Here is a 15,419-nt window from a genome sequence, read left to right on the forward strand (position 1 = left end):
CCTTTTGACTACGGATCTTATCACTCGCAGTCTGACTCCGTAGGATAAGTCATTGGCATTCGGAGTTTGACTCAATTCGGTAATCCTATGAGGACCCCTAGTCCAATCAGTGCTCTACCTCCAAGACTCTTACACTTAAGGCTAGCCCTAAAGCTATTTCGGGGAGAACCAGCGATCTCCAGGTTCGATTGGAATTTCTCCGCGCGCCCACCCACACCTCATCCCCGCACTTTTCAACGTGCGTGGGTTCGGGCCTCCATTCAGTGTTACCTGAACTTCACCCTGGACATGGGTAGATCACCGTGGTTTCGGGTTCTTATCGACCACGCACTGAAACGCCCGATTCAGACCCTCGCTTTCGCTGCGGCTCCGCCTCTTCAGCTTAACCTCGCACGGGATCGTACGCTCCGCCGGTTCATTCTACAAAAGGCACGCCATCACCCGTTAACGGGCTCTGAACTATTTGTAGGCACACGGTTTCAGGATCTCTTTCACTCCCCTTCCGGGGGCTTTTCGCCCTCCCCTCGACGGTACTGGTTCACGATCGATCACTAGGGAGTATTTAGCCTTGGGGAGATGGTCCTCCCAGATTCCGACGGAATTTCACGTGTTCTCGCCGTACTCAGGATACATTCAAGAGAGAACGAAGTTTCGACTACGGGGTTGTTACCCTCTACGACGGACCTTTCCAGGTCGCTTCGTCTACCTCGTTCCTTTTGTAACTCCGTATAGACACGTCCTGACAACCCCAAGAGGCAAGCCTCTTGGTTTGGGCTGATGCTCCGGTTCGCTCGCCGCTACTCAGGAAATCGCATTTGCTTTCTCTCTCTCCCTCCAGGTACTTAGACGTTCCAGTTCCCGGGGTCTGTCTTCCTTACCCTATGTATTCAGATAAGGGTACCATACCATTACGTATGGTGGGTTTCCCCATTCGGGAAATCTTCGGATACAAAGCTTACTTACAGCTCCCCGAAGCATATCGGCGTTAGTCCCGTCCTTCATCGACTCCTAGTGTCAAGGCATCCACCGTGCGCCCTTTCTAACTTAACCAAACTAAAATTAAAAAATATGAGCTACACTGTTATCTAGTTTTCAAAGAACATACATTTATATATGAGAGATAGTTCTCTCAAACTTGAACAAAACGAAACACGGAAACTGATATCTGATGAACAGTGTTCATCAATTCTGCATAGAAGGAGGTGATCCGAGCCGGCACTTTCCGATACGGCTACCTTGTTACGACTTCACCCCAATCATCTGTCCCACCTTAGGCGGCCGGCTCCAAAAAGGTTACCCCACCGACTTCGGGTGTTACAAACTCTCGTGGTGTGACTGGCGGTGTGTACAAGGCCCGGGAACGTATTCACCGCGGCATGCTGATCCGCGATTACTAGCGATTCCAGCTTCATGCAGGCGAGTTGCAGCCTACAATCCGAACTGAGAACGGTTTTATGAGATTAGCTCCACCTCGCGGTCTTGCAGCTCTTTGTACCGTCCATTGTAGCACGTGTGTAGCCCAGGTCATAAGGGGCATGATGATTTGACGTCATCCCCACCTTCCTCCGGTTTGTCACCGGCAGTCACCTTAGAGTGCCCAACTTAATGATGGCAACTAAGATCAAGGGTTGCGCTCGTTGCGGGACTTAACCCAACATCTCACGACACGAGCTGACGACAACCATGCACCACCTGTCACTCTGCTCCCGAAGGAGAAGCCCTATCTCTAGGGTTGTCAGAGGATGTCAAGACCTGGTAAGGTTCTTCGCGTTGCTTCGAATTAAACCACATGCTCCACCGCTTGTGCGGGCCCCCGTCAATTCCTTTGAGTTTCAGCCTTGCGGCCGTACTCCCCAGGCGGAGTGCTTAATGCGTTAACTTCAGCACTAAAGGGCGGAAACCCTCTAACACTTAGCACTCATCGTTTACGGCGTGGACTACCAGGGTATCTAATCCTGTTTGCTCCCCACGCTTTCGCGCCTCAGTGTCAGTTACAGACCAGAAAGTCGCCTTCGCCACTGGTGTTCCTCCATATCTCTACGCATTTCACCGCTACACATGGAATTCCACTTTCCTCTTCTGCACTCAAGTCTCCCAGTTTCCAATGACCCTCCACGGTTGAGCCGTGGGCTTTCACATCAGACTTAAGAAACCACCTGCGCGCGCTTTACGCCCAATAATTCCGGATAACGCTTGCCACCTACGTATTACCGCGGCTGCTGGCACGTAGTTAGCCGTGGCTTTCTGGTTAGGTACCGTCAAGGTGCCAGCTTATTCAACTAGCACTTGTTCTTCCCTAACAACAGAGTTTTACGACCCGAAAGCCTTCATCACTCACGCGGCGTTGCTCCGTCAGACTTTCGTCCATTGCGGAAGATTCCCTACTGCTGCCTCCCGTAGGAGTCTGGGCCGTGTCTCAGTCCCAGTGTGGCCGATCACCCTCTCAGGTCGGCTACGCATCGTTGCCTTGGTGAGCCGTTACCTCACCAACTAGCTAATGCGACGCGGGTCCATCCATAAGTGACAGCCGAAGCCGCCTTTCAATTTCGAACCATGCGGTTCAAAATATTATCCGGTATTAGCCCCGGTTTCCCGGAGTTATCCCAGTCTTATGGGCAGGTTACCCACGTGTTACTCACCCGTCCGCCGCTAACTTCATAAGAGCAAGCTCTTAATCCATTCGCTCGACTTGCATGTATTAGGCACGCCGCCAGCGTTCATCCTGAGCCAGGATCAAACTCTCCAATAAAGTTAGTTTGTCTAGCATCATAAAATAAAAATTGACGTTTCACGTTGTTTGTTTCGTTCAGTTTTCAAAGAACTACTTAGTCGCTCATTTGCGACTTCCTTATGTTAACATCTTCGTTTTTCGATGTCAACTAAGTTTTTTAATTTCTTTTTTATCGTTTTCTGCGTTTCCGCATCAGCGACGGTTATTAATATATCATGCAGTACATACATGGTCAATACTTTTTATAAAAAAATTTCACATCCCGTTAAAAGTTTAAAAACATGTTTCAAAAATCATTATAATCTCCCTTCCTTCTGCATTTCATATCTTATCACTTTACCATATTTCTGCACGATAGAAAATTCTAAATTTTATGTTATATTATTGTTATAGGAGCGTGGTGAGAATGAGCATTAAGTATTCAAACAAAATCAATAAAATCCGGACCTTTGCATTAAGTTTAGTATTTATCGGCCTCTTCATTGCATACTTAGGAGTCTTTTTCCGTGAGAACATTATTATTATGACAACATTTATGATGGTTGGCTTTTTAGCTGTTATCGCTAGTACAGTCGTTTATTTTTGGATTGGTATGTTATCTACTAAAACTGTACAAATTATTTGTCCAAGCTGCGATAAACCTACAAAAATGCTCGGTCGTGTCGACGCATGTATGCATTGCAACCAACCTTTAACAATGGATCGAAATCTAGAAGGAAAAGAATTTGATGAAAAATATAATAAGAAGAGCTATAAATCATAGGCACATATGAGTACAGTAAGGAAAATGTATCCTTACTGAGCTAAACATTAAAAGGTGATTTCTTGGTTAAGAAATCACCTTTTGTATTTATTCTTAATTAAATTAGATCTCCACTGAACATTTTAACTCCTTCTGAACCTAACGTAATTCCCATATATAATAAAGAAAGAGGTTGACGTAAAGCCGTCAGCCTCTTTCTTTATTATATATTACGCCTTATGACACTCTGGACAAACGCCATAAATTTCTAAGCGATGACTATTAATAACGAAGCCTGTTGTTTTTGCAGCTTCCTCTTCAAGTTGTTCCAAACCTCCATAAGGAAAATCAACAATTTTACCACATTTTTCACAAATCACATGATAATGTTGACTTGTAACATAATCAAATCTACTTGAAGCGTCTCCATAAGTTAATTCCTTTACAAGCCCAACCTCTTTAAATACACGTAAGTTATTATAGACAGTTGCAACACTCATATTTGGAAACTTACCTTCTAATGCTTTATAAATATCATCCGCTGTTGGGTGCGTCATTGATTCCACAAGGTACTCTAAAATAGCATGACGCTGTGGAGTAATGCGTACACCCGTATTTTTCAGCATTTCTAGCGCTTCTTTTAATTCTTCTTTGACCACCGTCATGCACCCCGATTCTATACGGATTATTATTTTATAATTCTTATAAAGAGTGTACTCCTTTTCTTATAAATCGTCAATATTTCTACTATAAGTATGTGGTTTATTTTTGTATATAGCCTTATTCTTATGTATCTTTCCCTATTTTTTATGCATTTACAATAGAAAAAAAGTGCGACATAATCGCACTTGGAATACTATCATCTGAGGAGGTATGCCCTACACTTCACTTTATGTAAGACAATAAAATATGTATAGACACTCGCCTTACTTCTGTATATTTTATCTCCACAATGGATTTATTTTATATAAGAAAGAACATCTTCAATATGTCCCTTCACTTTCACTTTACGCCACTCTTTTACAAGCTCACCGGCTTTATTAATCAGGAATGTAGAGCGCTCAATTCCCATGTACTCTTTCCCAAAGTTCTTTTTCAATTTCCAAACATCGTATAATTCTGCTACTTTATGATCCTCATCTACTAAAAGTGTAAATGGAAGTTCATGCTTCTCAATAAATTTCAAATGTCTATTTGCCGAATCCGGACTCACTCCAAGAATAACCGTGTCCTTCTCTTGAAATAATCCATAAGAATCACGGAAATCACACGCTTCAGTTGTACACCCTGGAGTCATATCTTTCGGATAAAAATATAGAACTACATTTTTACCACGAAAATCAGCTAAGCGAACTTGTTCCCCGTTACTTCCCTCTAATGTAAATTCTGGAGCCATTTCTCCTACTGTGATCATTGTTATCACTCCTACTCTTTTCTTTTACTATAACAAATGCTTCCTTATTTTTCATTGTCTATTACAGACCTCATCACGAAAGCAAACGGTAATGTATATCCAATTAGCGCTTCTCCAATTGCAATCCACCGCCCAATTCCAATTGGAGATATATCACCATATCCAACAGACAATAAAGTAACTGCGCTAAAATATAAACAAATTTCAACGAGTTGAAAAGAGTGAGCGTTTAAGCTTTCTCCATCCTCTTTCAAAACTGCAAAACCCATTTCTTCTAATACAACATAACTTAATCCAAACGCAATTAGTACAGTTGTATAAATCAAAAATAATGTGGCTAGATTATACAGCGAAAAAAAACGCGTTGAATCTGAATAGGAACTCCATAACAATTGGACACTTCTCAAAATAGCAATTGCTACAATTAATAGAATAAATCCCCATAACATGTCCTCCACCTCATTTTATATGTATGAGACAGCCATTGGATTTATCCCTTAGAAACAAACAAGCTTTTATAATTAATTCCCTGCACCACGGTACCTTTTTACCCCTTGATTCCAAAGAGTAATTGCAATCGTAAAACAGATAACACCAACGAGCGGTGTTGCAAATGCATAGCTATTCCACTCTGTTTTTCTTAAAAAGTACGCTGCTGGATACACTCCGACAAACGCAAATGGTAAGACAAACGTTAAAATGAAGCGAATCACACGGTTATAAATATTAACAGGATAGCGGCCATAATTCCCTATGTTATACATTAGCGGCATAATCGAACTTTTCGCGTCCGACCAAAAACCAAGACTTGCAAGGGTAACAAATATTCCTCCGTATACAAGTGCGCCCCCTCCTACCATCAACAAGAATAAGAAGATATCGTACCAGTAAAAAGATAATTGCAACTCCACTGCTGCGTAGCCCATTACAATCATTCCCGTAATCGCTCCAATTAAAGATTCAAGCTCCATTCTTTCTAAAATAATTTGAAATAAACTATGAATCGGTCTCGTTAATATGCGATCCATTTCTCCTTTAATAATGTAACGATCATTAAAGTCCCATATGTTAAAGAAAGCTGAGAAAATGGCAAACGGCACTAAAAAGAAACCATAAATAAAGATGACTTCTTCTCTACTCCAACCTTTTAATGCTTGCGTATGTCCAAACACAACAAGAATAAAGATTAAATTAACAGCCTGTAGTGATAAATCAGAAAGTAATCCAACGATAAAATCGCCCCGATACTCCAATTTTGTTTTTATATATTGACTTGCATATTGCAAAAATAGTTTTATATATATCATCTCATCATCCCCCTTGTACAATTAGACGTTTTCTCGCCGTTCTCCACATGAGTACAATCGGAATAATAAGTACAATGGCCCAAATTACTTGGAATAATAATGCCTCATACAATTTACTTCCTTGTATACCTTCTGAGAAAATCATACTCGGAATATAACTAATAGCCTGAAACGGTAAAAACATCATTGCCTTTTGGGCCCATAACGGATAAAAACTAATTGGTAATAATAGACCTGAAAACAAATCAATAACAACACGTTTTGCATACATAATTCCGCTATTATTAAATAAGAAGAATGTGAGCATTCCCGTCATTAAATTAATTTGTGTATTAATAATAAAACTAAATATTAATGATAAGAAGAAATATAACCACGTTTGAAAGTTCGTTGTAATTTGCAATGAAAATAATAAGGTAACGATGACCATACCCGGAATTGAAAAGAAGGCAAAGCGAAATATTCCTTCACCAAGACCTTGCATCACTTTCATCCCTAAATAGTTATATGGACGTATCAGTTCTACCGCTACACGTCCTTCTTGAATCTCCATCGCAATTTCCCTGTCTATATTATTAAAATAAAAAGCACGTGCCATCCACGCAATTGCGATATACGTAGTCATTTGCGAAATAGATAAACTTTCAATATTCTCTTTTCCGCTATAAATTGCTTGCCATAAAAAATAATACGCACCGATATTAATCGTATAAATTAAAATCCCGCTATAATAATTTGTGCGATACGCAAGCATCATTAAAAAGCGAATTCGAATCATTTCAATGTACTTACCCATGTTTAATACCTTCTTCATAAATGTTACGAATAATTTCCTCTGTAGACACTTCATTAATTTTTAAATCTTTAATCTGAAATGCTTGTACTACTTTAGAAATAAGCATTGAAATGATAACTTCTTCATTCGGGATTTTGGCAATCCACGCGTTTTCCTCTTTCGCTTTCGACCAAACGACATGACTATCTGGCATAACCATTGATAAAGCCTGATAGGAAACTGGTGCGACAAACTGAAAATGTATTTCCTTCTCTGCTCCCCACTGCGTACGAAGATTATGTAAAGAACCGTCATACATAATATTTCCTTCATCCAGCATGATAACGCGCTCACATAATGCTTCAATATCAGTAATATCATGGGTTGTTAATAAAATTGTTGTTTTATAACGTTCATTCATTTCTTTTAAAAATTCACGTATTTTCAATTTCACAAGTACATCTAGCCCAATTGTTGGTTCATCTAAAAATAATAACGGTGGATTATGAATTAATGCCGCCGCTAATTCACAACGCATTCTTTGACCTAAAGATAACTTTCGAACTGGCTTGTCTAACAAAGGACCAATATCTAACGTTTCGATTACGTGCTCCATATGTTCCTTATACTGAGCGTCTGATACACCGTACACTTTTTTTAATAAACGAAACGATTCTTGCACGGCAATATCCCACCAAAGCTGCGAGCGTTGACCGAAAACAACACCAATTGTTCTTACAAATTCTTCCCTCTGCTTATGTGGGTTCATCCCATTTACTAAAATGTCTCCTGATGTCGGAGTCAAAATTCCCGTAAGCATTTTAATTGTCGTTGATTTACCGGCACCGTTCTCACCGATATATCCAACCATTTCACCTTGTTTCACAGTAAAAGATACATCATTTACTGCTGGTACTATTTTATAATTACGATTTAATAAATCGCGAAATGCACCCTTTAAACCTGGACGACTTGAATAGGCTGTAAATTCTTTACGTAACCCTTGTACCTCAATTACCGATTTCATAACCGGACCCCCTTCCTAAATGTCACAACGAATAGTTTACCCAACTGCCTTCTCTATCACAAACAATACGTCTTTTCGAAAAACATGTTAGAATAATACATAGATTTTTGTAAGGAGATGAATGGTAGTGAAATTCACAAAATCAGAAGCATTACATAAAGAAGCTTTAGAACATATCGTTGGCGGTGTTAATAGTCCTTCTCGTTCTTTTAAAGCAGTTGGTGGCGGCGCTCCTGTTGCTATGGAACGTGGAAAAGGTGCTTATTTCTGGGATGTAGACGGAAATAAATATATCGATTATTTAGCAGCATACGGTCCTATTATTACTGGACATGCTCACCCGCACATTACAAAAGCAATTACAACAGCTGCTGAAAATGGTGTACTTTACGGAACTCCAACAGCGCTAGAAGTAAAATTTGCAAAAATGTTAAAAGAAGCAATGCCTGCATTAGATAAAGTTCGCTTCGTAAACTCTGGTACTGAAGCTGTAATGACAACAATTCGTGTCGCTCGCGCTTACACAGGCCGCACAAAAATTATGAAATTCGCTGGTTGTTACCACGGTCATTCTGATTTAGTACTTGTAGCAGCTGGATCTGGCCCTTCTACACTAGGAACTCCTGACTCAGCGGGTGTACCACAAAGTATCGCTCAAGAAGTTATTACCGTTCCATTTAATAATGTAGAAACTTTAAAAGAAGCATTAGATAAATGGGGACATGAAGTAGCAGCTATTCTTGTAGAACCAATCGTTGGAAACTTCGGTATTGTAGAGCCAAAACCTGGCTTCCTTGAGAAAGTGAATGAACTTGTTCACGAAGCTGGTGCACTAGTAATTTATGATGAAGTTATTACTGCTTTCCGCTTCATGTACGGTGGTGCTCAAGACTTACTTGGCGTAACACCAGACTTAACAGCGCTTGGTAAAGTTATTGGCGGCGGACTTCCAATCGGTGCTTACGGTGGTAAGAAAGAAATTATGGAACAAGTTGCCCCTCTTGGACCTGCATATCAAGCTGGTACAATGGCAGGAAATCCTGCTTCTATGGCATCTGGTATTGCTTGTCTAGAAGTTCTTCAACAAGAAGGGCTTTATGAAAAATTAGATGAACTTGGTGCAATGCTTGAAAAAGGAATTTTAGAGCAGGCTGAAAGACATAATATCGATATTACATTAAACCGCCTAAAAGGCGCTTTAACTGTATACTTCACAACAAATACAATTGAAGATTACGATGCAGCACAAGATACAGACGGAGAAATGTTCGGTAAATTCTTCAAGCTTATGCTGCAAGAAGGAATTAACTTAGCACCTTCTAAATACGAGGCATGGTTCTTAACGACAGAACATACAAAAGAAGATATTGAATATACAATTGAAGCTGTAGGTAGAGCATTTGCTGCTTTAGCAAACAATAAATAATCCCGCCATTAAAAGGAAAAAAGAAAGCACACCTTTCTTTTTTCCTTTTTTCTATTTCATAAATCCCTCATTAATAGTATAATTATTCATAATTATCTGTTTAATTTTATTTTATATCCTTACTATCTTTTGTATACAAGGCTGCTCACGCCTCAAATAGTAAGATTATTCAAACTTTCATAAGAGGGGGGATTGACGGATGCTCAATAAAACAAACACATGGACACCGTCTTTATTTCGAGATTACAAAAATGCGGAACACGATGCGTGTGGAATCGTTTCCGTTATGGAGAAACGAAAAATTCCTACAAAAGAAAATATTGACCTTTGCATACAATCGCTCGTCAAAATGAATCATAGAGCTGGTTTCATTAATGGCGAAGGCGATGGAATCGGTATTCACATTGATGTACCAAAATCACTTTGGAATGAAAAATTAAAAAGTAGCGGATATAATCCAACGATCGTGGATCATCCCCACTTTATCGTTGGACATTTTTTTCTAAACAAAAACGAAAATATAGTTAATTTAAAAAATCATATTCGTACACAACTAAATAACGAAAACTTTGCAATTCTTTTCGAAAGTGATGATGTAATCAACTCCGATGCACTCGGTCCACTTGGTAAACAAGAAGAACCTTTATTTTGGCAAGTTGCTCTTATCGCAGAAAATGAAGTTACAAATATTGAGCAAACATTATTTACAGTAACGATAAAAATAGAAGAAAATGAAGCGATTCATGTTGCTTCCTTAAGTCGTGATCACGTTGTATATAAAGTTCTCGGTGCTGGGGATACACTTGTTGCCTATTACAATGATTTACAACACCCACTTATTGCTTCAACTATGACACTAGGACATAATCGCTATTCTACTAATACATTATCTAACTTCTTTCGTGTACAACCATTTAGTATCCTCGGACATAATGGTGAAATTAACACAATTGCAAAATTACGCGATCAAGCTGAAATGATTCACGTTCCACTTACTGCTGGGGGCAGTGACTCCCAAGATTTAAACCGCACCTTAGAAACTCTACTTGTTCAATACAACTACAGTTTATTTGAAGCAATGGATATACTATTCCCGCCAATTATTAATGAAATTAAACTTTATGAACCACATTTACAAGATTTATATACGTATATACGTGAAGCATGGGGCCATTTTGCACAAGGTCCAGCTGGCATTATTTCACGTTATAAAGATGAAGCTGTTTTCAGCGTGGATTCCCTCGGGCTACGACCAGTATGGAAAGTAGAGACAGAAAGCTCTTATATTTTCTCTTCTGAACCTGGAGTTGTATCCCCAACTGAATATGTAGCAGAACCAAAACCACTCGCTCCAGGGGAAAAAGTCGGACTAAAGTGGAATGAACAAGATGAGCTTGTTCTTTATGAATATGACAAATACCAAGCTCAAGTATATGACCGTTTTAAAGAACGAGTGGATACTAAAGATTATCATTTAAACTTATCTACCCCTGAAACGAAAGAAATCCAAGGATTATGTGATTCTATGCAAGTTGACACAAAACAATACGTTGCTTTCGGATGGGATCGTGAACATATTCAGCTTCTTGAACAGATGGCAACAAAAGGTGTTGAACCAATTCGCTCACTTGGGCATGACTCACCACTCGCTGCACTTGATACTGATAGACGAAATATCGCTGACTTCATTAAGGAAAGTGTAGCTGTTGTTACAAATCCAGCAATCGATCGCGATCGAGAAGTTGAACACTTCTCCACCCGAACGATACTTGGCAAACGTCCAAGTTTATTGGCTGATGCTAAACAGCCATTTGTAGTTGAGATGCTTTCCCCAATCATTTTAGAAGGAAGTGTAGCACAATCTATTGTAGAAGAATTACACACAATTACGTACGAGCAACTTATACAACTATTCAATACTCATAGCTCTATCGCTACAATCTCTGCTACATTCAGTCAGGCAGAAACTTTACAATGTGCCTTAAGTCGAATTAGTTCTGAAGCGATAACAGCCGTGAACGATGGAGCTTCCCTATTATTAATAGACGATGCTGACGCTCACCTAAATGGACGATTATGGATTGATCCGCATTTAGTTACCGCGAAAGTACATCATGTATTAAGCGAAAATAAATTACGCCGAAACTGCTCTCTCGTTATACGTTCTGGTGCCCTTCGCTCCTTACACGATATCGTCACACTGTATGGATTAGGAGCAGATAGTATCAATCCATATTTACTATTTGCAACCGTAAATGATGGGACAAAAACACCAATTACGAATTTATATCATGCACTTAATAAAGGACTGGAAAAAGTCATTTCAACAATTGGAATTCATGAATTGCGTGGTTACGGTCGCCTCTATTCTTCTATCGGGTTACATGAAGAAATCGCAAATATATTGCAAATTACAAATTTCTTAGGTTCAAATGATTTAGCTTTTTCTCTTGAATCACTTGCTGAAGATGCACAAATGCGAGCGAACGATTATAACAATCCTAAAGTTAGAATGCGAAAATCTTTTCATATATTCCCGCGAATTTGGAAAGCAATCGGCGATGTTGCAAAGGGAAACTCTTATGATGATTACCGTGAAAAATTAAGTGAATTAGAAGAAAATAACCCAATCGCAATTAGACATCTTGTTCAAACGAAAGAAACAAAACATGTCGTTCCGGCTGAAGAAGTGTCCATCAGTATTCAAAATCATGATTTACCATTTATTATTAGTTCCATGTCATTCGGTTCTCAAAATGAAATTGCCTTTCGTGCATATGCAGAAGCAGCCGATCAGCTAAATATGATTAGTTTGAACGGTGAAGGCGGCGAAATTAAAGATATGATTGGAAAATATCCACATACACGTGGACAACAAATCGCGTCCGGACGATTTGGCGTAAACGCCGAACTACTCAATTCATCAAACTTAATTGAAATAAAAATTGGGCAAGGTGCCAAGCCTGGTGAAGGTGGACATTTGCCAGGTTCAAAAGTAACAGCCAAAATCGCTGAAGCGCGTAATGCTACAATTGGCTCTGATTTAATTTCACCTTCTAACAATCATGATATTTATTCCATTGAAGATTTAGCTCAAATGATTACAGAAATTAAAACGGCTAATCAACTTGCAAAAGTAGCTGTAAAAGTTCCTGTCGTCCCTAACATTGGAACAATTGCTGTCGGTATCGCTAAAGCTGGTGCTGATTTTATTAACATTAGCGGATTTGATGGTGGTACAGGTGCCGCACGTATTCACGCATTGCAACATGTAGGGCTTCCTGTAGAAATTGGTGTGAAAGCCGCTCACAATGCTTTATTAGAAGCAAATATGAGACATAAAGTAGAAATTTGGGCTGATGGTGGTATTCGAAGTGTGAATGATGCCTTGAAAATTATGCTCCTTGGAGCAAACCGCATTGGATTTGGTACATTATCCATGATTGCAATTGGCTGTACAACTTGCCGCGGATGTCATCTAGATACTTGCCACGTTGGAATCGCAACACAGATTGAATCTGAAGCTCAAGCGAAAGAACACGGATTACGCCGCTTCGTCCCGCGTGAATTAGAAAGCGCCGTGGCTGGATTATTACATTTATTCACTACTTTTGGCGAAGAACTAAAACGATTAACAGGAAATCTCGGCTATACAAATTTACAAGAAATTGTCGGGCGTTCCGATTTATTAGAACAAGTTCGAGGCAAAAATTTATTAAACTTATGTAATTTACTACAAACGATAGAACATCCATCTGGTACAAAAACAGAACACGTACTAGAAAAACAATTTGAAACAATTCATTCTCCTCATTCAAAAGAATTAGTAGGCGTTGGCGTAGAGCAACGCGTTATGGGTGGTCTAGAATCTTGTTATCGCGTTCGTAGTAAATTATATGAAGACACGAAGCTTGAACCACTTACATTAAAGTATACGAATGGCTCGATTCCTGGAAATGGATTAGGTGCTTACAATAGTGAGAACTTATTTATACACGTAAACGGCGGCGCACAAGATGGTATTGGTAAAACCTCCTTTGGTGGTGGTATTTATATAACAAAAGCAAAAGGAAAAGACGGTCTATATTATAACGGTTCTGTCGGAAAAGGTTTTGGATACGGTGCACAAAAAGGGGCGCTATACGTTCAAGGTAACGCTGATGCTCGCGCTGGCATTCGCCTCTCTGGAGCAGACATGATAATTGGCGGACGCATGATAAAGCCACTCCGCGAAAAAGAACAAGGGAATATAGGAGCATACTCTAATATTAAAGGTTTCGCTTTTGAATATATGACAAATGGGCGTGCGCTTGTTTTAGGAGATCCTGGTCCATGGATTTGTGCTGGTATGACTGGCGGTGTTGTTTATTTACGCCATGATTCAAGCTTAGGTTTAACAGAACAGGCCTTAAAAAGAAGAATCGCAAAAGGAGCAAATGTTACATTACAACCACTTAGTAAAAATGGTGTGCAAGATGTGACCGAGTTATTACTAGATTATATCCGTGTATTAAATGAACATGAGCAATACGAGGAAGTTGCTTTATTGACACCGTTATTCGATGATATGCAGCAACAGTTTTTTGAAATCATCCCGAAAAAAGAGCAGGCTGATCCATCTATCTCAACAGAGTGATATGCCTAATTTTCATCTTCAAGAAAAAAATTGACGAAGTACACTTCTCATAGTAATCTATAGTAACAATTTGAAACCTGCTGAAATTCAGCAGGTTTTTTTACTAAAAATTGATGTTTAAAAAGAATTAGGAAAAAGTATAAAATGAATCTTAATTTCTTATTAACGTCACTAAAATATCACTTGCTAACATATTGTAATGAATGTATAGTATCATGTTGTACATTCATTATGACAAGAGAAAGGATCTTATTAAGGGTATGAAACTTGGTGCTCGCATTTTAAAAACGGGTATTGCCATCACATTAGCTTTATTTGCTTGTATTTTACTTAACTTACCGAGTCCAGTATTTGCGGGAATCTCAGCTATCTTCGCTGTTCAACCGTCTGTATACCGTTCGTATTTAACTGCACTTGAACAAATTCAAGCAAACGTCATTGGTGCGGTATTCGCTATCGCATTCGCTACTGCTTTTGGACATAATCCTTTTATTATTGGATTAACATGTATATTAGTAATTGCTCTTACATTGCAATTACGATTAGAAAACACAATATCAATTGCTTTAGTAACAGTTATCGCTATTATGGAGTATCAAGGTGAAGATTTCTTTAGTTTTGCCTTACTTCGATTTGCGACGATTATGGTTGGAATTATTGCGGCTTCACTTGTAAATTTAGTGTTTATGCCGCCAAAATACGAAACAAAGTTATATCATCGCATCGTTGATAATACCGAAGAAATTGTAAAATGGATTCGAATGAATAGCAGGCAAGCTTCTGATTTTACAACATTAAAAACTGATATTGATCGTATGAAAGAAAAAATGATCAAACTAAACCATTACTATTTGCTGTATAAAGAAGAAAGAAGCTATACGAAAAAAGTAAAGTTCGCAAAAATTCGTAAGCTTGTTTTATTCAGACAAATGTTAGCGACGACAAGTCGTGCTTTAAGTACGTTAAAATCATTACATCGTACTGAAAACGAACTGCGCTATATGCCAGAAGAATTCCAGGAATCTATTCAGAACGAACTTGATTCATTAACACATTATCATGAACAAGTTTTATTAAAATTTATTGGTAAAGCAAAAAAACAACAATCCGTTGAAATGCTTGATGAAGTTGAAACAGGTAAACAGGAATTAATTGATATCTTTATGGAATATCAAAACAAGGATGATGAAGAGGCATATAAAACATGGCTACATCTCTTCCCTCTTATTTCTGCTATTATTAACTATAGTGAAGAAGTAGAGCATTTAGATTTACTTGTGGATAGCTTCTACACATACCATAAACCAGAAGCAGAACTCAAAATCGATGATAAAAAAGAAGACGAATAAAAAACAGCTCCT

At 38.9% G+C, this 15,419-nt stretch carries 10 protein-coding genes and 2 rRNA genes; 4 read left to right on the forward strand and 8 right to left on the reverse strand.

Features of this window, described 5'->3' with window-relative positions; all coding sequences use genetic code 11:
- Positions 1-1,050: ribosomal RNA gene (locus ACTT1L_RS15190) — 23S ribosomal RNA — on the reverse strand; the annotation flags it as partial.
- A 145-nt stretch (positions 1,051-1,195) separates the two neighbouring features.
- Positions 1,196-2,749: ribosomal RNA gene (locus ACTT1L_RS15195) — 16S ribosomal RNA — on the reverse strand.
- A 388-nt stretch (positions 2,750-3,137) separates the two neighbouring features.
- On the opposite strand from ACTT1L_RS15195, the gene ACTT1L_RS15200 reads away from it, so the two are divergent.
- Positions 3,138-3,494 (forward strand): YgzB family protein, encoded by a 357-nt coding sequence (locus tag ACTT1L_RS15200; RefSeq protein ID WP_000025063.1) that lies wholly within the window; start codon positions 3,138-3,140, stop codon positions 3,492-3,494.
- 209 nt (positions 3,495-3,703) lie between these two features.
- On the opposite strand, the gene perR is transcribed toward ACTT1L_RS15200, so the two are convergent.
- The 6 genes from perR to ACTT1L_RS15230 all read right to left on the reverse strand — a co-directional run bounded on the left by perR (position 3,704) and on the right by ACTT1L_RS15230 (position 7,996).
- Positions 3,704-4,132, reverse strand: a complete 429-nt coding sequence (perR, locus tag ACTT1L_RS15205; protein ID WP_000237831.1) for a peroxide-responsive transcriptional repressor PerR — start codon at positions 4,130-4,132, stop codon at positions 3,704-3,706.
- Between the two features lie 299 nt (positions 4,133-4,431).
- Positions 4,432-4,887, reverse strand: coding sequence for a thioredoxin-dependent thiol peroxidase (bcp, locus tag ACTT1L_RS15210; protein WP_000633725.1), 456 nt, complete (start codon positions 4,885-4,887; stop codon positions 4,432-4,434).
- 44 nt (positions 4,888-4,931) lie between these two features.
- The gene (locus ACTT1L_RS15215; protein ID WP_000964357.1) at positions 4,932-5,336 is read right to left on the reverse strand and encodes a potassium channel family protein; all 405 of its coding nucleotides are present in this window, start codon (positions 5,334-5,336) and stop codon (positions 4,932-4,934) included.
- A gap of 72 nt (positions 5,337-5,408) precedes the next feature.
- Positions 5,409-6,194: an ABC transporter permease gene (locus tag ACTT1L_RS15220; RefSeq protein WP_000639354.1), complete on the reverse strand. Its 786-nt coding sequence runs from the start codon at positions 6,192-6,194 to the stop codon at positions 5,409-5,411.
- 4 nt (positions 6,195-6,198) lie between these two features.
- On the reverse strand, positions 6,199-6,990 hold the full coding sequence (locus tag ACTT1L_RS15225; protein ID WP_000521517.1) for an ABC transporter permease: 792 nt from the start codon (positions 6,988-6,990) through the stop codon (positions 6,199-6,201).
- Positions 6,983-7,996, reverse strand: a complete 1,014-nt coding sequence (locus ACTT1L_RS15230) for an ABC transporter ATP-binding protein (RefSeq protein ID WP_000843642.1) — start codon at positions 7,994-7,996, stop codon at positions 6,983-6,985. Before ACTT1L_RS15230 ends, ACTT1L_RS15225 begins: the two co-directional genes overlap by 8 nt.
- 121 nt (positions 7,997-8,117) lie before the next feature.
- Here ACTT1L_RS15230 and hemL point away from each other — a divergent pair, with 121 nt between their 5' ends.
- The 3 genes from hemL (at position 8,118) to ACTT1L_RS15245 (ending at position 15,407) form a co-directional block, all read left to right on the forward strand.
- Entirely contained in the window at positions 8,118-9,422 is a 1,305-nt protein-coding gene (gene hemL, locus ACTT1L_RS15235) for a glutamate-1-semialdehyde-2,1-aminomutase (protein ID WP_074542681.1), read from the forward strand.
- Between the two features lie 199 nt (positions 9,423-9,621).
- On the forward strand, positions 9,622-14,058 hold the full coding sequence (locus tag ACTT1L_RS15240) for a glutamate synthase-related protein (protein WP_016716391.1): 4,437 nt from the start codon (positions 9,622-9,624) through the stop codon (positions 14,056-14,058).
- A 260-nt stretch (positions 14,059-14,318) separates the two neighbouring features.
- A complete protein-coding gene (locus ACTT1L_RS15245; RefSeq protein ID WP_000765784.1) occupies positions 14,319-15,407 on the forward strand; it encodes an aromatic acid exporter family protein in 1,089 nt (362 codons plus the stop codon).
- Positions 15,408-15,419: the final 12 nt, after the last annotated feature.

Origin of the sequence: Bacillus sp. FH (assembly GCF_052216825.1) — a bacterium.
GTDB classification, from domain to species: Bacteria; Bacillota; Bacilli; order Bacillales; family Bacillaceae_G; genus Bacillus_A; species Bacillus_A paranthracis.

Coding starts and splice junctions, on each gene's coding strand:
- ACTT1L_RS15200 (WP_000025063.1), top strand. CDS start 3,138: ATGAGCATTAAGTATTCAAACAAAATCAATAAAATCCGGACCTTTGCA.
- bcp (WP_000633725.1), bottom strand. CDS start 4,887: ATGATCACAGTAGGAGAAATGGCTCCAGAATTTACATTAGAGGGAAGT.
- ACTT1L_RS15215 (WP_000964357.1), bottom strand. CDS start 5,336: ATGTTATGGGGATTTATTCTATTAATTGTAGCAATTGCTATTTTGAGA.
- ACTT1L_RS15220 (WP_000639354.1), bottom strand. CDS start 6,194: ATGATATATATAAAACTATTTTTGCAATATGCAAGTCAATATATAAAA.
- ACTT1L_RS15225 (WP_000521517.1), bottom strand. CDS start 6,990: ATGGGTAAGTACATTGAAATGATTCGAATTCGCTTTTTAATGATGCTT.
- ACTT1L_RS15230 (WP_000843642.1), bottom strand. CDS start 7,996: ATGAAATCGGTAATTGAGGTACAAGGGTTACGTAAAGAATTTACAGCC.
- hemL (WP_074542681.1), top strand. CDS start 8,118: ATGGTAGTGAAATTCACAAAATCAGAAGCATTACATAAAGAAGCTTTA.
- ACTT1L_RS15240 (WP_016716391.1), top strand. CDS start 9,622: ATGCTCAATAAAACAAACACATGGACACCGTCTTTATTTCGAGATTAC.
- ACTT1L_RS15245 (WP_000765784.1), top strand. CDS start 14,319: ATGAAACTTGGTGCTCGCATTTTAAAAACGGGTATTGCCATCACATTA.